Annotated in this window: 18 protein-coding genes, 1 other RNA gene and 1 pseudogene; 13 read left to right on the plus strand and 7 right to left on the minus strand. The window is 40.9% G+C overall.

Annotated elements, in window-relative coordinates; translation table 11 throughout:
• Positions 1–4 precede the first annotated feature (4 nt).
• From IV50_RS00635 to mvk, 3 genes are read right to left on the minus strand one after another with little or no spacing between them, the layout of a single operon-like run.
• Positions 5–1078, minus strand: coding sequence for a phosphomevalonate kinase (locus IV50_RS00635; protein WP_057743586.1), 1074 nt, complete (start codon positions 1076–1078; stop codon positions 5–7).
• The gene (gene mvaD, locus IV50_RS00640) at positions 1075–2061 is read right to left on the minus strand and encodes a diphosphomevalonate decarboxylase (RefSeq protein ID WP_057743587.1); all 987 of its coding nucleotides are present in this window, start codon (positions 2059–2061) and stop codon (positions 1075–1077) included. The genes IV50_RS00635 and mvaD overlap by 4 nt, the downstream gene beginning before the upstream one ends.
• 5 nt (positions 2062–2066) lie before the next feature.
• Positions 2067–3002 carry a mevalonate kinase gene (gene mvk / locus IV50_RS00645; RefSeq protein WP_057743590.1) on the minus strand — a complete coding sequence of 312 codons (936 nt, stop codon included), beginning with the start codon at positions 3000–3002 and terminating at the stop codon, positions 2067–2069.
• A 214-nt stretch (positions 3003–3216) separates the two neighbouring features.
• Between mvk and IV50_RS00650 the strand changes: the two genes are divergently transcribed.
• From IV50_RS00650 to IV50_RS00665, 4 genes are all read left to right on the plus strand, one after another.
• A complete protein-coding gene (locus tag IV50_RS00650; RefSeq protein ID WP_057743592.1) occupies positions 3217–6069 on the plus strand; it encodes a helicase C-terminal domain-containing protein in 2853 nt (950 codons plus the stop codon).
• 96 nt (positions 6070–6165) lie between these two features.
• Positions 6166–6678 carry a cell wall elongation regulator TseB-like domain-containing protein gene (locus IV50_RS00655; RefSeq protein WP_057743595.1) on the plus strand — a complete coding sequence of 171 codons (513 nt, stop codon included), beginning with the start codon at positions 6166–6168 and terminating at the stop codon, positions 6676–6678.
• 26 nt (positions 6679–6704) lie between these two features.
• Complete coding sequence (gene asnS, locus IV50_RS00660; RefSeq protein WP_057743598.1) at positions 6705–8000, plus strand: asparagine--tRNA ligase; 1296 nt, start codon at positions 6705–6707, stop codon at positions 7998–8000.
• Between the two features lie 77 nt (positions 8001–8077).
• Complete coding sequence (locus IV50_RS00665; RefSeq protein WP_057743601.1) at positions 8078–8827, plus strand: DnaD domain protein; 750 nt, start codon at positions 8078–8080, stop codon at positions 8825–8827.
• Between the two features lie 41 nt (positions 8828–8868).
• Here IV50_RS00665 and IV50_RS00670 read toward each other — a convergent pair whose 3' ends face one another.
• Together IV50_RS00670 and recU are read right to left on the minus strand one after the other, a co-directional pair.
• Positions 8869–11223, minus strand: a complete 2355-nt coding sequence (locus tag IV50_RS00670) for a transglycosylase domain-containing protein (protein ID WP_057743604.1) — start codon at positions 11221–11223, stop codon at positions 8869–8871.
• 18 nt (positions 11224–11241) lie between these two features.
• Positions 11242–11844 carry a Holliday junction resolvase RecU gene (gene recU / locus IV50_RS00675; protein WP_057743607.1) on the minus strand — a complete coding sequence of 201 codons (603 nt, stop codon included), beginning with the start codon at positions 11842–11844 and terminating at the stop codon, positions 11242–11244.
• Positions 11845–11981: 137 nt separating this feature from the next.
• On the opposite strand from recU, the gene IV50_RS00680 reads away from it, so the two are divergent.
• The 9 genes and pseudogenes from IV50_RS00680 to uvrB all read left to right on the plus strand — a co-directional run bounded on the left by IV50_RS00680 (position 11982) and on the right by uvrB (position 23231).
• Positions 11982–12554 (plus strand): SLOG family protein, encoded by a 573-nt coding sequence (locus IV50_RS00680; protein ID WP_057743610.1) that lies wholly within the window; start codon positions 11982–11984, stop codon positions 12552–12554.
• A gap of 78 nt (positions 12555–12632) precedes the next feature.
• Positions 12633–12977, plus strand: a pseudogene (gene gpsB, locus IV50_RS00685) (cell division regulator GpsB); the annotation flags it as partial.
• 177 nt (positions 12978–13154) lie between these two features.
• Positions 13155–13524, plus strand: an RNA gene (rnpB, locus tag IV50_RS07630) — RNase P RNA component class B.
• Positions 13525–13614: 90 nt separating this feature from the next.
• Complete coding sequence (locus IV50_RS00690; protein WP_057743613.1) at positions 13615–14745, plus strand: THUMP domain-containing class I SAM-dependent RNA methyltransferase; 1131 nt, start codon at positions 13615–13617, stop codon at positions 14743–14745.
• 34 nt (positions 14746–14779) lie between these two features.
• Complete coding sequence (gene pcrA / locus IV50_RS00695) at positions 14780–17065, plus strand: DNA helicase PcrA (protein WP_057743615.1); 2286 nt, start codon at positions 14780–14782, stop codon at positions 17063–17065.
• Between the two features lie 12 nt (positions 17066–17077).
• Positions 17078–19084, plus strand: a complete 2007-nt coding sequence (gene ligA, locus IV50_RS00700; protein ID WP_057743620.1) for an NAD-dependent DNA ligase LigA — start codon at positions 17078–17080, stop codon at positions 19082–19084.
• A 59-nt stretch (positions 19085–19143) separates the two neighbouring features.
• Positions 19144–20337 carry a CamS family sex pheromone protein gene (locus IV50_RS00705; protein ID WP_057743624.1) on the plus strand — a complete coding sequence of 398 codons (1194 nt, stop codon included), beginning with the start codon at positions 19144–19146 and terminating at the stop codon, positions 20335–20337.
• Between the two features lie 99 nt (positions 20338–20436).
• The gene (locus IV50_RS00710; protein ID WP_057743626.1) at positions 20437–21072 is read left to right on the plus strand and encodes a YfbR-like 5'-deoxynucleotidase; all 636 of its coding nucleotides are present in this window, start codon (positions 20437–20439) and stop codon (positions 21070–21072) included.
• A gap of 140 nt (positions 21073–21212) precedes the next feature.
• Complete coding sequence (gene uvrB, locus IV50_RS00715) at positions 21213–23231, plus strand: excinuclease ABC subunit UvrB (protein ID WP_057743629.1); 2019 nt, start codon at positions 21213–21215, stop codon at positions 23229–23231.
• 45 nt (positions 23232–23276) lie between these two features.
• Here uvrB and IV50_RS00720 read toward each other — a convergent pair whose 3' ends face one another.
• The gene (locus IV50_RS00720) at positions 23277–23582 is read right to left on the minus strand and encodes a hypothetical protein (protein WP_057743632.1); all 306 of its coding nucleotides are present in this window, start codon (positions 23580–23582) and stop codon (positions 23277–23279) included.
• Positions 23583–23589: 7 nt separating this feature from the next.
• Positions 23590–24018, minus strand: coding sequence for an HIT family protein (locus IV50_RS00725; protein ID WP_057743637.1), 429 nt, complete (start codon positions 24016–24018; stop codon positions 23590–23592).
• Positions 24019–24138 lie beyond the last annotated feature (120 nt).

Below are 24138 nucleotides of genomic sequence, written 5' to 3' on the forward strand. Positions count from 1 at the left end.
CCTCCTATGTCTCTGGGGTTGCGATTTCTAATTGAAGCGGGGTAATACCACGTGCTTGCCATGCTTCTTTTAAAGCGACTTCAGCAGCTTCATCTTGTACAATGGCCAATCCGTTATCACCGTTACCAGCCCCTGAAATCTTTGCTGCAATACCACGACGATATGCTGAACTCAATAATTCACGTAGCTTTGGCGTAACATAGTTGATATGCATAAATTCAGCGAATTTTATCAGAGCTCGTTGATTCAGCCGTAAATTAGTTCGGAACGCAATATAATCAGCTTGTTGGATATTTTTCTCCAATAATCTAATGAGTGGGGTTGTCTTGCTGCCCAACCGTTCCTTATAAATACGGGCAACTTTTGCATTAATCGTGAGTAATTGTTGCGTGTATGCGGGTTGACCAGTCCAACCAACGACCAAGCGCCAACTAGCCGGAAAGGTAATCTCATGAATATCTAGCTTAGGCCAATCCATTGCAATGAGTTCAGATAATTGACACGTAGCATCAGTTAACTTCTCTTCAAGCCATAGATTATCAAACCGACTATAGAAAATCACATTTTCAAAGCTAGCCGCTGCCACATCACCCATAGAGCCCACTTTAAAACTAGGTAACGAGCTTAGAATAATAGCACTCATCTTAAATAATTCAAGTGGGGACAAAGCAAGTTGGTAGTGTTGCGCCAATCCTTTAATTAAGGCAACCACAGTTGCCGCTGACGAACCTAAACCAATCTTCTTACCGTATTGATCTAGGTCACTCGCTAAGTCAATGGATAAACCGGATAGTTCTTGCTGATGCTCATTTAACCATATTGCCATGACTTGAAGCGTTTTAGTCGTTAAATTCCAAGCATCATCTAATGCTTCTTGTTCCAGAACGTCCAAACTAATTGTTTTGTGACCTAGTTGATCACTAGCAAGGGTTAGTGTTGGTTGGGCATCGTCAGTATCTGTAATGGTCACAGACATATAGCGATTGACTGCAAAAATAATACTTGCCTGTCCCGGTAGAGTAATGGCATATTCTCCGGCTAAATATAATTTCCCCGGCGCCTTTACACGCGTGATCATATGCTATCTCCTTTAACAATTTTAAGTCCTGGTCCAGGTGTAGCCACAACCGTCGTGATGTTAGGCATGAGTTGTTGTAGTTGGGCTTGAATTTGGTCTGTATCAGTAGATTTTGAAATTAATTTAACATTTGGCCCTGCATCCATTGTTGCATAGACTTCAATTCCAGTTTGTCGTAATTGCGCAGCAAGTTGGATGACGTCCCAAGAAGCATCAGTCAAATAGTTAAATGGGGGACAAGCCGTGGTATTTGTAGCGTGCATTTGAAGCGCATTCGCTTCTGCCATTTGTCCGAGCGTTGTGAAATCATGCGCCGCAATTGCGTTTTCCATTGGTACAGTTAGTGCATTCGTGTTATCGACCCATTCTTGGTAAAAGGGAGAGGTGGCCATGGTATGTTGCATACCACCACGTGAATCAATTTTTTTAGGTTGATCATTGATGACGACCGTCAATAATTGAATATCCCAATCGACTTGTTCGGTTAACGGTATAGCAAACGAGGTCTGATCATCAACACCACGCATCCACTCAACAAATCCTCCGTAAATGGAACGTGAAGCAGATCCTGAACCTCGGCGTGCTAACCGACTTAATTCCGTTTTTGATAATTCAAGGCCAGCTGCTGAACTGGCAGCACCTGCAAGTGCAGCGAAAGCAGAAGCAGACGAGGCAAGCCCGGCAGCTGTCGGGACATGGTTGGTCGATTTTACAGATGCCTTTGCGGAAATGTTAGCCATCGACCGAACATCATCTAAAAATCGTGTAATTTTCTCACCAGAATTTCCCGTCAATGCTTGTCCATTTAAAGACACTTGATCTTCAGTTAATGTTTCATCAAATTGGACCGTTGTATCTGTATAAAATTCATCGAGCGTGAGGGAGATTGAGGTAGTTGTGGGAATAATCTCTGTTTGATTTGCTTTACCCCAATATTTAAGGAGTGCAATGTTCGTATGTGCTCTGGCTGTATATGCTTGCATAGACGCTACCTCCGTGTATAATGTTGAACCCAAACTTCTTGTGCGCCAGCTTGTTCAAGTGCATGAATCACGTTATCGGCATGCTCTTTTGTATTGGCTAAGGCCAACATAGCACCGCCGACACCACCACCGGTCAACTTAGCACCTAGTGCACCTGCTTGATTGGCTGCTGTCACTAATCGATCTAGGCTAGGGTGTGATACCCCAAGCTCTTGTAAATGTTGGTGGGCTTCAGTCATTGATTGTCCGATGGCCGTTGTGTCGCCTTGCTTCAACCCATCACGAATATTTTCAGCAATCTTGCCTAATGCAGAGATATGGCCGTTTGTTTGTGTTGGATTAGCATCAAATTGTTCACGAACAACTGAAACTGCCAGACCAGTTTGACCACGGACACCAGTATCCGCAATAATCAGATAGCCTTCCAAGGTCATTTCAAGAGTCTGCGTCGTCTCTTTTTTGATAAACCAAACCGGCACATCACTCGCACACGTCGCTGCGTCTAAACCGGATGGTGAGCCATGGGTTACTGCTTCTTCAATATTAGCCCATTGTTGCAGTTCCGTTTGAGATAGTGGTGCATCGAAATAATTAAAAAAAGCACGAATTATCGCAATGGCTGATGCAGCAGATGATCCCATGCCACGTTCCTGGGGAATCGTTGATGTGATTGCTAATAAAAATGGCATATTTGTTGCGTCAAAATGTCGTAAAAGACGCGTAATGAGTTGTCGAATGCCTTCATAAACTTCGCCCATTTCATCCATCGGACCTTGGTAATTGGGTGTAATTACCATTTGACCAGCTTGACGTGCCATTAATTTTGCGGTCATTGCTAGGTCGGGAAGGGGTACCGCGATTGCTGGTTGGCCATAGACAACCGAGTGATCCCCAATGAGAATCACTTTGGCATGACTGGTTCCAGTGCTTTGACTTTCCATATTTAAACCACCAATCTACTTAATTTATATTTTATTTCTATAGTTAAAATAATTCATACTTGTAAATTCTAACAAAAATGAATTGAATATGCCATAAATCAACCTTAGCATGTCAAAAGTTCGTTGCGTTTTGTGATATCACAGCCTGATTATCAAAATCTAAAGCAAACATGCTATAATAAGGTAAGAAATTAGACAAGGTTGTGATCGAAAGATGCAAAAAAAAGACATATATGCTGTTGTTGATCTAGAGACAACCAAGACATCACAAGATGATGGGCATATCATACAAATTGCAATTGCATTTGTACAAAATAAAACAATTATTAATCAATTCTCAACAATGATTAATCCCGGAACCAATATTCCGCGTCATATCACCCAATTAACGGGTATTACGAATGGCATGGTTAAGCATGCCCCATATTTTGAAGAGGTCGCCCAAACAATTCATGCTATGTTACAGGGGACAATTTTTGTGGCGCACAATGTTAATTTTGATCTGCCTTTTTTGAATATTGAATTTTCACGTCTGGGCATTACACCGTTGGATTCCGACGCAATTGATACCGTACCACTTAGCCAACTCTTATGGCCAACAGCGCCGGGATATCGACTTGTAGATATTGCAAAATATCTAGGAATTCTTCATGAACATCCACACCAAGCTGATAGCGATGCTGCAACCACCGCAGAATTATTCATTAGTATTTTAAATCGTGCCCAAAGTTTGCCGATGGTAACACTCCAGTCCCTGACTGATTTACCTTTGGTATTACCCCGACAAAGCAAGCAAGTCCTAGTGGATGCACTTCGTCTCAATCGAGAAAAACCACAGCCTTTAGCTCATAATTTACAGGTAATTGACGGTTTAGCCATTCGCCGTTTCTCAGCTCCGGCACCCTTAGTCGATGACCAGAATGTGACTTATCCAGCTAAACCGAGCCAAAAGAAACAATTATTTGGCGATACACTCACTTATCGGGATGAGCAAGCAAAATTAATGAACTTTGTTGATCATCACTATGACCAAGCCGATAACGATCTCAGTCAAAAGGCACCAGGTACAGATGCATTAGTCATTGAGGCGCCAACTGGAATGGGAAAAACCTTGGGGTATACGTTACCTTATGCTTACTTAGCGCAAAAGAATCGTAAACAAGTGGTTGTTTCAGTGCCAACAATTACGTTACAGAACCAAGTGGTTCAGGTAATCAATCAACAACTAAATGCGATTCTACCATTTGAAGTTCGTGCGGTAAGTTTGAAGGGGCAGACCCATTATTTGAATTTACAAAGTTTCAAACGTTCACTGAATGTTGATGAGGGGTCTGCTGCTTTACAGTTTATTAAAGCGCAGATTTTAGTTTGGTTAACAGAAACGCTAACTGGTGATTTCGATGAACTTAATCTCATCAATCCACAGACCGAATTTATGAACAAATTGTCACAACCCGCCAACAATCCAACTGGTTCAGCCTTTTATGGACATGAGTTTAGTGAGCGACAGCATATTATTGCCCAAGAATCACAATTCTTAGTCGTCAATCATGCTTACTTGGCGAGTTATGCTCACAAATTAGGTCCCAAAAATGATGCAGCTTATTTGGTCATTGATGAACCGCAACATTTACCAGATGCTGTGGTGCAACAAAGCCGTCGCCAACTAAACTTTAACCGTTGGTTCGATGATGTAAACGAGGCGCAGTTCTTATTTGATCGTTCTGCAAACGTCAATATTCAAACTATTCTCACTCGGATACCGGGTGGTCGAAAATTGAAGAATCGTTTTCTTGAAAGTATTCATCAATTGCAAGCTGAAATCCCACAACTTGAAACAAAATTGTATCGTCGTTTTCTGTTAAACCAAAAGGAGGTCCTCGGATCTGGGGTACATGACTTCCCAGTCGACTTGCATGAACTAGCGCAATTCTGGGTTGAACAAGCCGGACGTGTTCAAAAAATTCATCAAGGCATTGCCGATTTACAAACATGCTTAAATGATTTTCTTGATGAATTTAGCCAGCTCAAACACGTTTTTTCCGTGGATGAACGTCAAACAATTGCTGATTTTCGACGTTGTTTAAATTTAATTGCCAACTCCGAACACAGCTTAACTGTTTTCCAACAGGATCTAGTTGAGTTCCCTGAGGCAAGCGTATTTTGGTTAACACAAAATCTTGATCAAGAAGGGCAACATTTGAAGCTCAGTGGCGGATTATTACACACCGTTGATTACTTCAAAACACGTGTTTATCCACACTTCATGCCAGTCACTCTGATTGGCGCCACATTGTTTACGTCTAATAAATCAAACTATCTCTATGATCGTTTAAACATCGATCGTAGTACTGCCGAGGTTCATACCTTTAACGATGTATTTGATTATGCCAACCAAAGTGAATTTATTTTGGTTAACGATGCCGTAAATCCAACAGACTCAGGTTATGTTGATTATCTAAGCCGAACCATTGCTGATATTTTAGAGCATGTTCATGAAAATACATTGATTTTATTTAATTCCCTAGAAACTATTCAGCAAGTTTATCAACAACTGCAAAAAATGAATGTCGCTAATAAAAATCAATTAACCATTTTGGTTCAAGGGATAACTGGGTCGCATGGCCGTATTCTAAAACGCATGCAAAATGAACAAGGCATTATTACACTAGGTGCGAATAGTTTTTGGGAAGGCGTTGATTTACCTGCTGAGCAATTACGTTTGGTCATTATTACACGACTACCATTTGATCAACCTAATTCCATTCCTCAAAAAGCTGAAGAAGCCTTCCTACGTGCTCAAGGACGTCAACCATTCTACCAAAGCACACTACCCAAAGCAGTGCTTAGACTGCGTCAAGGCGTTGGTCGTTTAATTCGAACTCCCACGGATTATGGGGCTGTTGTCATGCTCGACGTGCGCATGCTTGAAAAGCCTTATGGAAAGACGCTGCGCAACATGTTACCTAAAACGATGCCGCAAGTTGTGCGTGCAAGCCAAGCTGTTGGACCTGAACTCGCACAATTTTTTAAGCAACATGATGAAAAACAGCATCATTTGGACTAAAATTATCTCGAGAAGGGCTTTAATCTCGCTACTTTTTTTGATAAAGTAAGATAAGATGAGTCATACCAAATGTATGATCAATAGGAGGGGCTTATTATGGAGATGCGTCTGGCACCTCAAAGACGTCGTCGGCAACAACGTCGTCGACGCTATACAATTATTGCTGTGATTCTTGTGATTATTATCTTAGTTTTCGGTTACTTTATGACCGTTAATCAACCAAGAGCTGATGCTAAATCACAAATCACACATAAGGCACAAAAAGCCCAAAAAATTAAATATGTCGATCATTTTTATCGTGTTTCACGATCACATACTTATTATTCTGTGACCGGAAAAAACAAAGATAATCAAACAGTCGGAGTGATTAATCGCAAGGGATCAAATAAACTAACAACCGTTAAAATGGCTGATGGTTTAAGTGCTAAAGATATTCAACAAACGGTCAAAAATAATTATCCGGTTAAAAAGATAACGTCACTTGGGCTAGCCACCTACGAAGGTGTGCCTGCCTGGGACGTTACCTTTATCGATAACCGTGATAATTTAAATTTTATGACATATCAATTTAAGGACGGTAAGGTTTTGCGTTCCGTTCAGAACTTCTAAAAAAATTGCCACAAGGAGCTAAAGTTATGGAAACGATTCGCATTGAGGATGCACCACATTTTGTTGGACAAAAAGTACGTTTAGGCGCTTGGTTGCGTAATAAGCGTGGTTCAAATAAAATGCAATTCTTGCAACTACGTGATGGAACAGGTTTCTTTCAAGGTGTTGTCGCTAAGGAAGCAGTTGGAGAAGATATTTTCGCCAAAGTTAAGGCATTAACGCAAGAAACGAGCATGTACTTAGTTGGAACAATTCGTCAAGATGACCGTTCTGACTTTGGTTATGAAATGGATGTCGAAGACGTCACTGTCGTTGGAGAATCTGAAGGTTACCCAATTACACCAAAGGAACACGGAACTGATTTTTTGATGGATCACCGTCACCTTTACCTTCGCCACATCCAACCATTTGCTGTACTTCGAATTCGTAACACTTTGATTGCAGCAACTTACGAATTCTTCAACAAGGAAGGCTTCATTAAGATTGACTCACCTTTGTTAACAAGTTCTGCTCCTGAAGGAACTACTGAGCTTTTCCATACTGAATACTTCGATACAGATGCTTATTTGTCACAAACTGGTCAATTATATGCAGAAGCAGGGGCCATGGCTTTCGGAAAGGTCTTTACTTTTGGACCAACTTTCCGAGCTGAAAAGTCTAAGACGCGTCGTCATTTGACTGAATTCTGGATGATCGAACCTGAAATGGCTTGGATGCACCAAGATGAATCACTTGAAGTTCAAGAACGTTATATTGCTTACTTGATTCAAGCTGTTTTGGATCGTAACCAATATGAACTTGATCTCTTAGGACGTGATAAAGACCTTCTAAAGAGTTACACGCAATTACCATATCCACGTGTCTCATATGATGATGCCATTACACTACTTAAGGAAAACGACTTTGACGTTGAATGGGGTGTTGATTTTGGTTCACCTGAAGAAACTTTCTTGGCAAATCATTTCAACAAACCTGTCTTCATCACTAATTTCCCTAAAGAAATTAAAGCCTTCTACATGAAGCGCGATGAAGAGCGTGATGATATCGTTATTTCTGCTGATCTATTAGCACCTGAAGGTTATGGTGAAATCATAGGTGGTTCTGAACGTGATACAGACTACGATTATCTTGAAGAACGTATCAAGGATATGGGGCTTAATGTTGATGACTACCAATGGTATCTCGACTTGCGTAAGTACGGTGCTGTGCCACACTCTGGTTTCGGTTTGGGACTAGAACGTATGGTTACATGGGTCACCGGGGAAGAACATATTCGTGAAGCAATTCCATTCCCACGTACTATGAACCGCTTAAAGCCATAAACAATTTTATAATCACATAAAAAGCAGATGTGCATAACATCTGCTTTTTAAAACCAAAAATATGGAGGCACACACTTTTGTCAGACAATTCATTTCAAGCACGCTTCTTAGCCATGGGAGATGTTTCAGTCAGTGCCTATATCTTGACGCACTATCATCAATTAGGAATGTCGAATGATGAATTCTTATTGTATCTACAATTGAAAAACCAAATTGAACATAACCATGACATTAACACGGGCCAATTAGCTAAACAATTGGGGTGGTCAACAGAGAAGATTAATCAACTTATTGAACAAATGCATACCAAGGGATTTGCCGACTATGTTTCTCAACATGACGAACAAGGTCGGGTTGCAACCAGTATCGACTTCTCTCCATTGCTAACAAAAGTTATGCAAACAAGTGGTAACTATACGGCTACAACAGCCGGGGAACGGGTTGCAAGTGAGGGGGCTGTTGTAGCTGAAACAGCTGAAAATAACGATCAACCCACGCGTAGCGACATTTTTAATATGATTGAACAAGAGTTTGGTCGTCCATTGAGCAGTATGGAGTTAAGCACGGTTAAAGATTGGTTCGACATCGATCATTTCCGACCTGATTTCATCAAAGCCGCCCTGCAAGAAGCGGTGATGAATCAAGCCTTGAGTTTACGCTACATTGAAACCATCTTAGTTTCATGGCAGAAAAAGAACTACCATTCACTTAACGATGTTTATGATGAACGCAAAAATCGACAACAGTATAAGCAAGCCAATACCGATGCCACGCCTCAAGTGAATACTGATATTGATATTATGAATTTAGATTTAAATAACCTATAACTAATAAAAAAGACCTCACATAACCGTGAGGTCTTTTTTATTTATTGCGTAGCAGTTCCAGAGCTACCGTTATTTGTAGGAGCAGAGGATTGTTGTTCATTCACTGTGCCGGAAGAAGAGGACGCTGGTTGTCCTACAGAAGCAGCCGAGCTTGACGTTGCAGGCATTGCTTGTCCATCATTGGTGATTGTCTGTTGAGATGAGCTTTCCGTTTGACGGCTTGAGCTTGATTCACCGCGAATAGCATCTCGTGTATCAGGATTCAAAATCGTTGAACTACTTGAATTACCAATGCTGTTAGAACTAGATTGTTTACCATCATCTTGGGCTTGTAACTTAGCAAGGCCAGGATCCTTAAATGATGCTCCACGAACTTCAAACTCTTGCTTACCATATTTATTGACTTCCTTAACACTTGAAGGGGCAGTCCAATCTGAACCATCCGCATCAATAACACCAGAAGTCATAATGTAATTCATCAAAGCCTTATAAGATTGTAGCGCAAGCATTTGATCATCACCAGAAGCTAAGTAGTGGCCAGGTGTATTTGGTTCATCATATCCAGTCCAAGATGAAATGGTTGCTGTCTTAGTATATCCAGTAAACCATGTATCAGAAGCGGCGCCATCCGGAACCTTAGCATCATCAGCATAACCTGTTGTACCAGTCTTGCCAGCTTGCGCATATTCAGGTGTATTCACAATATTAGCATACGAATCTGTCACAACTGACTTCATCATACTTGTCAACAAGAATGCCGTTGAAGTCTTCATTGCGCGTTGACCAACTGGCTTGATATCTTTAACATCACCATTTTGTTCAGAAATGCTTGAAACATAATATGGCTTGTAATACGTTCCACCGTTTTCGAAAGCAGAGTACGCAGCCGCTTCTTGCTCAGTTGAAACGTCAATTCCAATCGCATTACTTGGTACCAAATTTTCTGCCTTGGTTTTAATCCCTAACTTCGTCATAAAGTCGGCAGCGTCTTTTGATCCAACAGCTTCATATGCTCGAATAGCTGGAATGTTTCGTGATTGGGCAACTGCGTGACGCATGGTCATTGGCCCATCAAACTTGTGGTCAAAATCATATACCTTCGTGTTTGTACCAGGGTAGGTATATGGTGTGTCATTCAAGGCACGATACGTCGGCCAATTCAAATGTTCGACCGCTGGACCGTAATCGACGAGCGGCTTAGCCGTAGATCCAGATGAACGGGTCGTTTGCTGCGCACGATTCAAGCCGAACGTCGTATCATTCTTACGTCCACCAATTTGGGCAATGACCTTACCATTCTTTGGATTTGCAACAGTCATGGCAAGTTGTAAGTCATCACTTGGCCATTGCACTTCGGCATCCCCATTGGCAATGTCATAGGCTTTCTTTTGCACATCCAAATTCAAATTGGTGTGGACCTTCAAGCCGTCCTTAGTTGGGTCATAACCCATCTTCTGTAATTCGCTCAATGTTGATGAGATATAAGCATCTGATATTTTGGCGCTTTCAGCTGACTTTTCAGAATCCGGATGATCAATCTGCAACCCAGATGAAAGGGGCACCTTTTTGTATTCTTCCAATTGCTTAGCTGAGATGACATTATTTTCCTTCATCGCAGTTAACACAGTATCACGGCGAGTCTTCGCTCCCTTTGGGTTAGTGTATGGATCATAACCTGACGGTGACTGTGGCAATCCAGCAATCAAAGCAATTTGAGGTGTTGAAAGTTTATCGAGAGGCTTACCAAAGTAATACTCGGCCGCCGTCTTCATACCATAAACGCCGTTTCCCATATAAACCTTATTCATATAAAGGGTTAGAATTTGATCCTTAGAATATTTCTTTTCAAGGTTCACCGCTAGATAGGCTTCTTGTGCTTTTCGCTTCAACGTTTGATCAGCAGAAGAGGTTGAAAATACTGTCAACTTAACTAATTGCTGAGTCAACGTCGAACCACCTTGCAAACCAAGGGAAGAACCGGTGAAATTAGCAAAAGTTGCACCTAGAATACGACGTGGGTCAACTCCGTGATGTTTGTAGAAACGCTTGTCTTCAATTGAAACAACGGCTTCTTTAAGTGAATCCGGAATTTCTGACTCTTTGGCAACTTCACGCGTTTGGTTCCCTGTTGTATAAAATACTTTACCTGAAGAATCAAGCAATTGCGTTTGCGAGGTTCCTCGTAGTGCGCTGTCAGTAATCTTTGGTGCACTCGAAGCATAGTACGTAAACATTCCAGCGCCAACGGTAACACCTAAAACACCAACAACCGCAACGGTGATAATCCCGTTACGCCAGTAATGTTTTGAATTATTTGTCTTCTTTTGTCTTTGCGAGCGACTATTCGGATTCTTTTTTGGATCCTGTCGACTCACACGTGATGATTCATCACTCATGTCAATACTCCTTAAAATTTAACGTTGCGCTAGTAACAAATCAATCGCATCTAGATAGGGGAGGCTTGGATTTAAGCCAAATGGAATTTTAACGCCGTTTTCAGCTATCTCAGCATATGGAATTGATTTACGTTGTGTCTGTTGTTGATCCCAAAACTGTATCAGTAAATCAGCCCAAATGGCAAACGTTTCTTGCCGGCTTGTAAAACGAATAATCATAAAAGCCAGTCCCGCCTGTGCTTGAACCCGTTTGAGATGCTCCACTTGATGCGCGTGCACATTCTTTAATGGAAACGATTGTTTATTTGCCGTTTCTTTAGCATCAAAATCGATATACTTTCCATTATACACACCATTGTAGTCTGTTGTAGACGCTTCTCTAAAATATCCTTCAGTGATTTTAGCAGCAGAACGGGCCGGATAATCCACGTGCACAATTTGAATGGGCGTGGGTTTCTTATAGATGACGGCACGATCTGTCGCTAAATAGTACGCATTGGCGTGATTTAACTCTTCTTCAAGCGTCATACCTCGCTTTGCTTGGTTAGTGGGTTGACTCGTTGATTTAGTTGGCGTATTCGGGTCAACAAACTTTTGCCCATTTGGATAATTAATTGCCATAAAAACTCCTCAATTCCACTAATATCTAATTAATTATAGCAAATATTTTTTTATTTAGCAATTTTACAGTTATTTTTTTTGAAATTCGCTATAATTTAACCTTATCTAAGGAAAATAGGACTATTATATAAGAAGTTATGGAACGAACATGGATTACTGGCTTCACCCAATTCGAGCTTGGTATCTTTAAAGACACTGATCCCCGCGTTGAAGTGATTAAATTTGCCATTCAAAAGAAATTAAAACAAGCATTAGAAGAAACGGATGACACTTATTGGGTTATTACAGGAGGGCAATCGGGCATTGAACAGTGGGCAGTCTCAGCCACTTTAGCTCTCAAGCCTGACTATCCGCAATTATGTGTGTCTATCATGACCCCATACCAGCAATTTGGTTCAAATTGGAAACAAGAACGCCAAGAACAACTACACGCGTTAGTGCAACAGGTTGATTTTTCGGCATCTGTTTCACCACAGCCTTACCAAAATGCTGGTCAACTACAAAACTATCAACAGTTTATGCTGAACCACACAGACAACGCACTTTTGTTTTATGATGAGGAAGCTGAACAGTCAAAAGTACGTTTTGCACGAAAAGCTATCTTGCAATTCCAACAGCACCACCCAAATTATGAGCTTTTCCAAGTTGATTTCGAGAAGCTACAAGACTACGCTGAAGAATACGCAGAACAACAATCCGATTGGTCATAAAACTTAATTTAGTTTTGTGTTTATCGTGTAAAACTGTTAAAATTAACAATACGTATAAGAGATAAAGGAGTTTCACTCATGGAAAACGTGCAACATACTCGTGAAGATATTTTAAATAAAGAATTTAAGAATACACGCATTGGTTCAGGTTATGACAAGACTGATGTTGATGCCTACTTAGATGAGATTATGGGTGACTACCAAATCTTCCAAAACAATATTGATGAATTGGAAAGTCAAAATGAGAAGCTAAAGGCGCAAGTTGCTGAGCTAACTAAACAAGTAACTGCTGCCCAAGCTGTATCAGCAAGTAACCCAACGCAAGCTGCACCAACTACAAATGTTTCAAACACAAATATGGATATTTTGAAGCGTTTGTCTAATTTGGAGCGTCGTGTCTTTGGGACAGTTTCTGATGCCAATGGATCTGTAAATCCTGCAGAACCAACTGTCACATCTGCTACAACACCAGGTAGTCAAGCACAACCAGCAACCCGTGTTAAGCCAACTGAAGTTGGACGAGAAACAATTGTTGCAAACTTTTCACAACAAGGGGCTACTCAAAGCCAAAATTAAGTGTATAATGTTTAGTACTGATGTATTGGTGGGTAATTGCGTACGGCTTATGCCGTATGAGGAAAGTCCATGCTCGCACTGACTGCGATGTCAGTAGTGTTCGTGCTAGCTGAAAAAATAAGGCTAGGCAGCTTTTTAAAGTTGACGGCCAACGAATGACCTAAGGGCTTGCCTATGGTTTAATAGTTGTTAAGGTGCCACAGTGACGAATCACACCAGAAATGTTGTGAATGGAACGCGGTAAACCCCACGAGCGGGCAACCCAAACTTTGGTAGGGGCGCTTGACCTAGCTAATTGAAGCGATGGTCGGGGAGATAGCAATATCTGAGATAGATGATTACCACCACATAAAGAATGCCATCCTTTGTGTGGAACAAAACATGGCTTACAGCCAATACATCCGGCAAAGCCGGCGTCCTTGTGGCGTCGGCTTTTCTTTTTTTCTTAATTCATGCAAATAGACAAACAAATTGGAGCAATTACATGCAAACTTTTAAATTAATGGCCACAATGGGGGCTGGACTAGAAGCCGTTGTGGCAAAAGAGCTCAAAGATATGGGCTATGCCACGCAAACTGAAAATGGTCGTGTATATTTTTCAGGAGATATGACTGATATTTACCGTACAAATTTGTGGTTACGTACCGCAGATCGTATTAAAATCGTTGTAACAGAATTTTCAGCATATACGTTTGATGAACTTTTTGAAGGTGTTAAAGCATACCCATGGGAAGATCTACTTCCTTATGATGCTGAATTCCCAGTGAACGGTCGTTCAAAGAATTCAACACTCCATTCCGTTCCCACAGTACAAGCAATCACTAAAAAGGCCATTGTTGAACATCAATCTGAACACTTCCATGCCCATGGTCATTTACCTGAAACTGGTAACCGTTATGTGCTTGAAACCGCCATTGATAAGAACCAAGTAATGATTACACTTGATACGACCGGTGATTCACTCTTTAAGCGTGGTTACCGTACTGAAAAGGGTGGCGCACCATTAAAGGAAACCATGGCAGCTGCTTTGGTAAAGTTAGCCCACTGGTTTACTGACAACCCATTTGTCGACCCAACGACTGGATCTGGAACCATTGCAATTGAAGCCGCTTTAATGGGCCGCAATATTGCACCCGGTTTGAATCGTGAATTTGATATTTCACAATGGGATTGGTTTGACAAAAATATCAGTCAAAAGCTAAAGGCTGAAGCTCGTCAAATGATTGATTTTGATGTGGAATTAGACATTGAAGGTTATGATATTGACGGAAGCATGATTGAAATCGCCAAAGCTAATGCCGATGCAGCTGGTGTTGGTGATGATATTACCTTTAAGCAATTAGCAGCTAAAGACTGGTCAACCGATAAAATCAACGGTATTATTGTGGCCAATCCACCTTATGGTGAACGTTTGGGAGATGAAGATGCTGCCGAACAATTGTATGCCCAAATGGGACACATCTATAATCAAATGCCAACTTGGTCAAAGTACATTTTAACTTCAGATGAAAATTTTGAAGAAGCATTTGGTGCAAAAGCAACAAAGAAACGTAAATTATATAACGGAGCTATGAAGGTAGACTTATACCAATACTGGGGTAAGAAAATCCGTTAATCCTTAAATTTAAGAGCAGGAAGGGGTAGACACTATGAATCCTTTATTAGAGGGAATGAATGAGAAACAAGCTGAGGCTGTACTAACAACTGAAGGGCCACTATTGATTATGGCCGGTGCTGGTTCTGGTAAGACGCGTGTTTTGACACACCGTGTTGCCCACTTAATTGAAGATGAAAATGTCTTACCTTGGCGCATTCTTGCCATTACTTTCACCAACAAGGCTGCTCGTGAAATGCGTGAACGAATCGGTCAACTTGTCTCACAGGAAGATGCACAAGCCGTTTGGGTTTCGACCTTCCACGCCTTGGCGGTCCGAATCCTACGTCGTGATATTGATCGGTTAGGCTACAAGAAAGACTTTACAATTATTGATGCCTCAGCCCAACGTAGCTTAATCAAGCGAACATTAAAGGACTTGAATGTCGATATTGAAAAATATGATCCACGATCTGTCCTTTCAGCCATTTCAAATGCCAAAAATGCAATGGAAACGCCGTCAGATTACGCGGAACAAGCTAATGGGCCTTTTGAAGAAATTGTTGCCAAAGCTTATAAGGCCTATCAACATCAATTAGCCTTAGCGCAATCTGTTGATTTTGACGACCTTATTATGCTAACGATTGAACTTTTAGAAAAAGAGCCAGAAGTGCTTAATTTTTATCAAAATAAGTTTCAATACGTGCACGTCGACGAGTACCAGGACACTAATGATGCGCAATACCGGCTAATTCGCTTGCTATCAGGTCTACACCGAAATCTAGCCGTAGTTGGTGATTCTGATCAGTCAATCTATGGTTGGCGTGGTGCAAACATGCAAATCATGCTCAATTTCACCAAGGACTATCCTGATGCTAAAACAGTTATGTTAGAGCAAAACTATCGTTCAACACAAACAATCCTAGATGCGGCCAATGCGGTTATTACAAATAACCAGGAACGTATTGCTAAGAATCTATGGACTGATAATGGGGCGGGTGAAAAGATTACGTATTATCGTGCGCAATCTGACCGAGATGAAGCTTATTTCGTTTTGTCACAAATTCAAAAGTTAAAAAAAGAAGGTCAGTACGATTATAAAGATCAAGCCATTTTATACCGGACCAATGCGCAATCTCGTGGAATGGAAGAAGCCTTAGTTAAAGCTAATATTCCATATACCATCGTCGGAGGCTCAAAATTCTATGATCGAAAAGAAATCCGTGATGTTTTGGCGTACTTTACGTTATTGACTAATCCTGCGGAAAACGAAAGTTTCTTGCGGGTTGTAAACGAACCCAAGCGTGGCATTGGTCAAACAAGTATTGACCGGTTACGGGCTTTTGCCAATCAGCAAGATTGGACCCTGTTGGATGCTGCAAAAAATGCTAGCTTAATCCCAGGCATGACGGGACGTGCGGCAACCCAATTAACAAAATTTGCCACGATGATTGATAATCTACAAAAGCAAACCGAGTTCGATCTTTCAATCACAGATTTAACGAAACAAATTTTGGAACAATCTGGCTACGAACAGTTCCTTCAAGATCATCCAACACCTGAAAATCAAGGTCGCCTTGAAAATCTAGCTGAATTCTTATCAGTAACCGCTGAATTCGATGAACACTATGAACCAACAGATGAAAGTGTCTCAAAATATGCTGATTTCCTTTCTGAATTGGCACTGGTTTCAGATTTGGATAATTTGGACGAAGCAACCACCAACCAAGTCACGTTGATGACCTTGCACGCAGCCAAAGGATTGGAATTCCCAGTTGTATACATGGTGGGGATGGAAGAATCATTGTTCCCATTAGCGGGGGCTTTATCTGATGATGCCCAAATGGAAGAAGAACGTCGCTTAGCATATGTTGGTATTACACGTGCCCGCGAAAAACTTTACATAACAAACGCGTATTCACGTTTGTTATATGGGCGCACATCAAATAATCAGCCCTCACGCTTCATTTCAGAAATTAACCCAGCCTTGCTAGAATCACCTGAAAATCAAAGGCTTTCAAGTACACAAAATCAAGAAAGTAGTTACCCATTTTCTCAACGCTCACAACCGGCAACGGGGACGACCTTTACAGGGCGTCGTACGAATGAAAGCAAAAACACTAGCATGCAGCGAGCAACCTCTCAACCCTTCAATAAGCCTGAACAATCGAGTGTCGAATGGCATGATGGTGACCAAGTGCAACACAAAAAGTGGGGCATTGGTCGTGTTGTCAAAACATCCGGTAGTGGTGAAAACCAAGAACTGGACATCGTTTTCCCAAATCAAGGAATCAAACGCTTACTAGCAGCATTTGCCCCAATTGAGAAATTTGAAGAGTAGTTAGGAGTAAAGATGTCAGATAAAGCAAACATTCAAGCCAAAATTCAAACTTTGGAATCACAGCTCAAGCAATGGGCACAGGAGTATTATGAAAATGATGCCCCAAGTGTCGAGGATGCTCGTTACGACCAAACTTATGCTGAATTACAGGCCTTAGCACAAGAACATCCTGAACTAATTGCGGATGATTCAATTACAAAGCAGGTGGGGGGCGCACGCCTTAAAAATGATTTACCAAAGGTTAATCATCCCGTGCCTATGTTATCTCTTGGTGATGTCTTTTCAATCGATGAACTCCAAGAGTGGATGACCACCGCGCAAAAGCAAGTAACGACACCTTTAACGTACAATGCAGAATTAAAAATTGACGGATTGGCAATTAGTCTAATTTATGAGGCTGGAAAATTGATTCAAGCTTCAACCCGTGGTGATGGTACCATTGGTGAAGATGTAACTGCGAACGTTTTACAAATCGAGGAAATCCCACAAACGCTAACTGAACCAATTTCAGTCGAAGTCCGTGGTGAGGTTTACATGAATAAGGCAAACTTTGTCGCCTTAAACCAACAACGTGAACATGATGGACTCGCAACGTTTGCAAACCCACGTAATGCGGCGGCTGGTTCATTGCGGCAACTTGATCCAGCAGTTACCAAGGCACGAAAGCTATCTGCTTTCTTATACCAAGCTGTCAATCCAATTGACCAACTTGGCGTTCAAACCCAGTCGGATCTATTGAGCCGATTCACTCAGCTCGGTTTACCAACTAACCATGAAAATGCTGTCGTTCAGACACAATCTGAAGCCCTCGATTACATTAATCAAGCGGATCATCAGCGTGATGCTTTAACCTACGGTATTGACGGAATTGTCTTTAAAATTAACGATTTAGCACTACAGGCTGAATACGGCAACACGATTAAGGTCCCACGCTGGGCAATTGCATATAAATTTGCACCTGAAGAAGCAGAAACGGTAGTTCACGATATTACTTGGACAGTTGGTCGTACTGGGGCAGTGACACCAACAGCAATTATGGATCCGGTTCAACTAGCCGGGACAACTGTGTCACGTGCTTCATTGCATAATCCGGATTATTTACAGGCAAAAGATATTCGGATTGGGGATACAGTCTTATTACATAAGGCTGGTGATATCATCCCCGAGATTAGTGAAGTCGTCTTAGGCAAGCGACCAGAAGCTTCAGAACCATATCAAATCCCAACTTTGTGCCCAGCTTGTGAGCAGGAACTAGTTCACGTTGATGGCGAGGTTGTCCTACGTTGTATCAACCCGCTTTGTCCCGCTCAAATTCAAGAATCAATTACCCACTTTGCCTCACGCCAAGCCATGAATATAGACGGACTCGGTCCAAAAATTGTCACACAATTATTGGAACATAATTTAGTCCACGAAGTTTCAGACTTATACCGGTTATCCCTAGATGATTTAGAAGGACTTGATAAATTTGGAGCTGTTTCAGCAAACAATCTTGTCTTAGCCATTGCTAATTCTAAACAAAATTCAGTTGAACGCCTCTTGTTTGGCTTGGGTATCCGTAATGTTGGTGCAAAAGTTGCTAAGTTAATTTCTGCACAATTTGGCTCATTACCTGCGATTGCACAAGCATCGGCCGATGAAATTGCTGCCATTCCAGGCATTGGATTGGTTATCGGTCACAGTATTGCCCAATATTTTGCAACTGCACAGGCACAAGATCTCTTAAATGATTTCGAAAACCTTGGCGTAAACATGTCATATTTGAGCGGAACACCTGTCCAGACTGATACAGCACTGAGTGGGAAAAAGGTCGTTATTACAGGAAAACTAACGGCCATGACCCGTCCGGAAATGACGGAGTGGCTTGAATCGCAAGGCGCTACGGTTACAAACAGTGTTTCGAAGAAAACCGATATTTTAATTGCTGGGGAAGATGCTGGCTCAAAATTGACAAAAGCACAGGAATTAGGCATTGAAATTTGGTCTGAGGACCAATTACGTGCTAATATGGAACAGTAAAATTAATTTTTTGAATGAACTGCGCCCAACTACTGCATGGCGTTGAAAAAGGAGATATTATGCAGTCTTATAATAAGTGGATTAAATGGGGACTTGGGGCACTAGCAATTCTTGCGTTAATTGGAATTCTAGTCTTCTTCGGTAATTATTTTTCAAAAAATAATGTCGATAATTCTCATGACACAGTAACGACCAAGAGTAATGGGAAAAATGGTGTTCAAGTTACTGGAAAAACAAACAACTCAAATTACAAAACTGTTATTAAAAATGGACATTATTTGACGAGTAAAGCACGTGGTGTTACTGCCTCAAAAAATAACAACCAATTTAACATTATTAGTTTTGAAAATGGACTGCTTGATTTCTCTAAGGATCACTTTAGTCCTTCCGATTATGTTTTCCAAGAAGGTCAGTATCTTGATTCGAACACAGCCAATGATTGGTTGGGTCGCAAATCTAAAGATAATCCAAATGGTTTGAATCCAAATGACAATAAAAAGACTGACTCATCACGAAACCCAATCTATTTGCAAACGATTGAAGAGCAAGACTACATGAAACAAAAAGATGGTAAGCTAGAACTAGGTGGGATTGTGCTAGGATTAGGCATGAATACTGAAGACACTTACCAAAAAGAACAATATGGTGCAAACTTTGTTCAAAAGATTAGCGCAGAAGACCGTGTGGCTCAGGGTAAGGAAATGGCCCAGGAAGTCGTTCAACGTTACCGTAAGATGAACGGGATTAGCAATGATGTCCCAATTGTCGTTGCGATGTATGCGCAAGCACCCGATGATTCATTAGCAGGTGGAAATTTCTATAGTTGGAATAAATCCGCCTCTGGCGACAAGCTTGGTAATTGGAATAAGCTTAATTACAAGACGGTTACTTTGCCAATTCAAGGTTCACAGGATGATCCAAATCAAAAGTCACCTGCTGCTGACTTGAATAAAAGCTTTACAAACTTCACAAACAACGTGCAAAACTTCTTCCCAAATCTGTCATCAGTGACGGGACAAGCTACGTACAAGGATAGTCAAGTTAAAGAATTGAACGTTACCATTTCAACCCAATTCTACTCAGCAACGGAAATTACTAACTTTGCTAACTATGTTGCCCAAGTTGCGCCTAATTATCTACCAAAGGGCGTTCCTGTTAAGATCAGCATTAGTTCATCAAGTAATATGCAAGCTTATGTTACTAAGCAAGCCAATGATGATAAATATACAACAACAATTTTAGGTAATAACTAAACAAAAACACTCAACTTAGGTTGAGTGTTTTTTGTTCACTTGCAATATAATCTTGTTACAGGTAAGATATATAAAATTACTTTTGGAGGAAGCTAACTCATGGGAATGCATCAGTACCTGTCTGGACTTAACGAATTAGAAATGATTTCACGGGCCCCAGGATATTTTAAGTATCAGCCACACTCAGTTGCGGCCCATTCTTGGAAAGTAACACAAGCAGCACAGTTTTTAGGCGATGTAGAAGAACAGGCCGGTAATACTGTTGATTGGCGGATGCTTTATGAAAAAGCGCTAAACCATGATATTTCAGAACGTTTCATTGGTGATATTCGTACACCAGTTAAGTATGCTTCGACCGAATTACGTGAGATGCTCGCAAATGTCGAAACTAGTTTATCAGACAATTTTGTTGAAACCGAGATTCCAACTGAGTTACAAGACGTGTACAAACGTCGGTTACATGAAGGAAAGGATGATTCATTGGAAGGACGTATTCTTTCGGTGGCCGATAAAATTGATTTATTGTATGAAGCTTATGGCGAATTACAAAAGGGGAACCCTGAACCTGTTTTCCTTGATATCTATAAAGAAAGCCTTGAAACTATTTTTGCCTTCCGTGACATGCCAAGCGTCGCTTATTTCATCAAAGAAGTCCTACCAGAATTGTTAGATGAACAATTCCCAGGTTCTGAAACATTGCAACGCATCTACATCACTATTTTTAATGCCGATTAAGCAGAGGATAGTCTGTCCAAGACTATCTTTTTTTTAAATAGAAAGAGCGTCACGCATTAGGTTAAAACAAATTTTTTTAAGTTTAACTGAACAAAATGCGCTATAATTAAAGAAGAATACTTAAGAAACGAGTAGGTAACATGACAGATAATCAAACAACCAAAAAACCATTTGATTTGGTTTCAAAATACAGTCCAACTGGTGATCAACCAACTGCAATTGAGCAACTTTCTACTGGTATTGATACAGGAACAAAGGAGCAAATTCTATTAGGTGCCACCGGAACAGGTAAAACCTATACGATTTCAAACGTCATCGCTAATGCAAACAAACCAGTGTTAGTTCTTTCACATAACAAAACTTTAGCCGGACAATTATATGGTGAGTTTAAAGAGTTCTTTCCAAATAATGCTGTTGAATACTTTGTGTCTTATTATGATTACTATCAACCAGAGGCCTATGTACCATCTTCAGATACGTATATTGAAAAAGATTCGTCAATCAACGATGAAATTGATAAGCTCCGTAACTCAGCCACCGCTTCATTACTTTCTCGCAGTGATACGATTGTGGTTGCATCCGTTTCATCAATTTTCGGATTAGGTAGCCCAGAGCAATATCGAGATCACGTCATTAATTTACGTGTGGGGGAAGAAATTGAACGAAATGACTTGATGCGCAAATTGGTTGACATTCAATTTGAACGCAATGACATTGATTTTCAACGAGGTCGTTTTCGTGTTCGCGGTGATGTCTTAGAAATCTTTCCAGCCTCATCAGATGCAAAAGCACTCCGCATTGAGTTCTTCGGAGATGAAATCGATCGCATCCGTGAAGTTGACGCCCTAACAGGAGAAGTGACTGCTGACGATGATTTCGTGTCCATTTACCCGGCAACCCACTTTATGACGAACGATACGATTCGTAATCGAGCTGTTAAGACAATTCAAGCCGAGCTCGATGAACAACTTAAGAAATTTGAAGCCGAAGGTAAGTTGCTAGAAGCGCAACGCTTAAAGCAACGAACTGAATATGACATTGAAATGATTCAAGAAATGGGCTTTACAACTGGTATTGAAAATTATTCACGACATATGGATGGACGAAAGCCAGGGGAACCACCATTTACGTTGCTTGATTTCTTCCCAGACGACTTTTTAATTGTGGTCGATGAGTCGCACGTTACCATGCCACAAATCCGAGGCATGTACAAAGGGGACCGTGCTCGTAAAGAAACATTGATTGATTATGGATTTCGCTTGCCAAGTGCACTCGATAACCGTCCGTTAAAAATTGATGAATTTGAAGAACACGTCAATCAAATCATCTACATGTCAGCAACGCCCGGTGATTATGAAACTGAACGGGTAAGCCCGGATCACGTTGCCCAACAAATTATTCGACCAACTGGCCTTTTGGACCCTGAAATTGAAGTTCGTCCCGTGCTGGGTCAAATTGATGATTTGATTGGTGAAATCAATGAACGTGTGGCTGTTGATGAGCGTGTCTTCATCACCACTCTAACCAAGAAAATGGCTGAAGACCTAACTGATTATTTGGAAGATGTAGGTATTAAGGTTAAATATCTACATTCCGATATCAAAACACTTGAACGAACTGAAATCATCCGTGATTTGCGTTTAGGTAAATTTGACGTCCTAGTCGGTATCAACTTGCTGCGTGAGGGAATTGATGTTCCTGAAGTATCATTGGTTGCGATTCTGGACGCAGATAAAGAAGGCTTCTTACGTAACCCTCGTTCTTTAATTCAGACCATTGGGCGTGCTGCACGTAACGAACACGGGCATGTGATTATGTATGGGGACTCCATTACAAAATCAATGCAACAAGCCATTGATGAAACATCACGCCGTCGGACGATTCAAATAGAATATAACGCAGCCCACGATATTACGCCACACACGATTAAGAAGGAAATTCGCGGACCGATTGCGATTACGCATGAAGCTCAAACGGATGCAAATGCTAGTGACAGTTTCACACAGACAGCTTTCAAAGATATGCCGCGTAGTGATCAAGATGCAACCATTGCCAATCTTGAGGATCAAATGCGCTCTGCCGCAAAGCGACTTGACTTTGAAGAAGCAGCTAACTTACGTGATGCTGTTATGGAATTAAAACTACAAATTGGCGAATAAAGTATAAAAAGAGCACTCACATGATGTTGTGAGTGCTCTTTTTCATTAAGACTTCTTTTTTCTAAAAGTTAGCATTTGATTAATCGTCGCCATTCCATCATCAATGCGCGCTTTAGCTTCATCAATCCGTTCCAAATGGGGCTTATTTCTAAAATTCATCTTGTTAACGCTTTTTTGTACATCCTTAGATGTCTGTTCAACCAATGGCATTGCTTCTTTTAAATTCGCCATTGCTTCATTTAATTCTTTTGAACTCACTTGAACACCTTTGACGCGTAATGCAAATGCCTTAGAATTTAAAGTCACGACTTGAGTTGCATTACCAACCAGTTGTTTAATACTTTTAAACATCGACTAACTACTCCTTTGAGAATTGAGCGCTAATTTTAGCGGCGCGTTCTTTATATACTTCATCAGAAACTGGATGTTCCTCGGATGGGGCAGGCAAGTTTAAGCCGTCATCCTTATACCGTGGAATAAGATGAATATGTGAATGGAACACAGATTGACCTGCCGCTTCACCATTGTTCATTAGGATATTCATACCGATAATTTTATCATCACTCGCCTTAATGGCCCGAGCAACTTTAGGAATTTTAGTTAATACTCTTTGCGCTAAATCATCATCATAGGCAAAAATATCTGGGACATCTGCTTTAGGTACAAGTAAGGTGTGACCGGGGTTTGCTTGACTCAAATCCAAAAAAGCCAATACATCTTCATCTTCATATACTTTATATGCTGGAATTTCACTCGCAATAATCTTATCAAAAATGTCGTCTGCCATGGTGTGCCTCCAAATTGTTTTTAATTGCTATCTTTATTATAGCCTATCAATCATAAATATGCTTGCATTCTTCAATTGAAAAATAGTGTAGAATAGAGCTAAGTTAAAATAACAACACAT

The organism is Weissella viridescens, from assembly GCF_001437355.1.
Classification (GTDB): domain Bacteria; phylum Bacillota; class Bacilli; order Lactobacillales; family Lactobacillaceae; genus Weissella; species Weissella viridescens.

Bases quoted from the DNA above. Each gene is read 5' to 3' on its own strand.
- IV50_RS00670 (WP_057743604.1), bottom strand. From the start codon at position 11,223: ATGAGTGATGAATCATCACGTGTGAGTCGACAGGATCCAAAAAAGAAT.
- mvk (WP_057743590.1), bottom strand. From the start codon at position 3,002: ATGGAAAGTCAAAGCACTGGAACCAGTCATGCCAAAGTGATTCTCATT.
- recU (WP_057743607.1), bottom strand. From the start codon at position 11,844: ATGGCAATTAATTATCCAAATGGGCAAAAGTTTGTTGACCCGAATACG.
- ligA (WP_057743620.1), top strand. From the start codon at position 17,078: ATGTCAGATAAAGCAAACATTCAAGCCAAAATTCAAACTTTGGAATCA.
- uvrB (WP_057743629.1), top strand. From the start codon at position 21,213: ATGACAGATAATCAAACAACCAAAAAACCATTTGATTTGGTTTCAAAA.
- pcrA (WP_057743615.1), top strand. From the start codon at position 14,780: ATGAATCCTTTATTAGAGGGAATGAATGAGAAACAAGCTGAGGCTGTA.
- IV50_RS00705 (WP_057743624.1), top strand. From the start codon at position 19,144: ATGCAGTCTTATAATAAGTGGATTAAATGGGGACTTGGGGCACTAGCA.
- IV50_RS00635 (WP_057743586.1), bottom strand. From the start codon at position 1,078: ATGATCACGCGTGTAAAGGCGCCGGGGAAATTATATTTAGCCGGAGAA.
- IV50_RS00650 (WP_057743592.1), top strand. From the start codon at position 3,217: ATGCAAAAAAAAGACATATATGCTGTTGTTGATCTAGAGACAACCAAG.
- IV50_RS00710 (WP_057743626.1), top strand. From the start codon at position 20,437: ATGGGAATGCATCAGTACCTGTCTGGACTTAACGAATTAGAAATGATT.
- IV50_RS00720 (WP_057743632.1), bottom strand. From the start codon at position 23,582: ATGTTTAAAAGTATTAAACAACTGGTTGGTAATGCAACTCAAGTCGTG.
- IV50_RS00680 (WP_057743610.1), top strand. From the start codon at position 11,982: ATGGAACGAACATGGATTACTGGCTTCACCCAATTCGAGCTTGGTATC.
- mvaD (WP_057743587.1), bottom strand. From the start codon at position 2,061: ATGCAAGCATATACAGCCAGAGCACATACGAACATTGCACTCCTTAAA.
- IV50_RS00690 (WP_057743613.1), top strand. From the start codon at position 13,615: ATGCAAACTTTTAAATTAATGGCCACAATGGGGGCTGGACTAGAAGCC.
- asnS (WP_057743598.1), top strand. From the start codon at position 6,705: ATGGAAACGATTCGCATTGAGGATGCACCACATTTTGTTGGACAAAAA.
- IV50_RS00725 (WP_057743637.1), bottom strand. From the start codon at position 24,018: ATGGCAGACGACATTTTTGATAAGATTATTGCGAGTGAAATTCCAGCA.
- IV50_RS00655 (WP_057743595.1), top strand. From the start codon at position 6,166: ATGGAGATGCGTCTGGCACCTCAAAGACGTCGTCGGCAACAACGTCGT.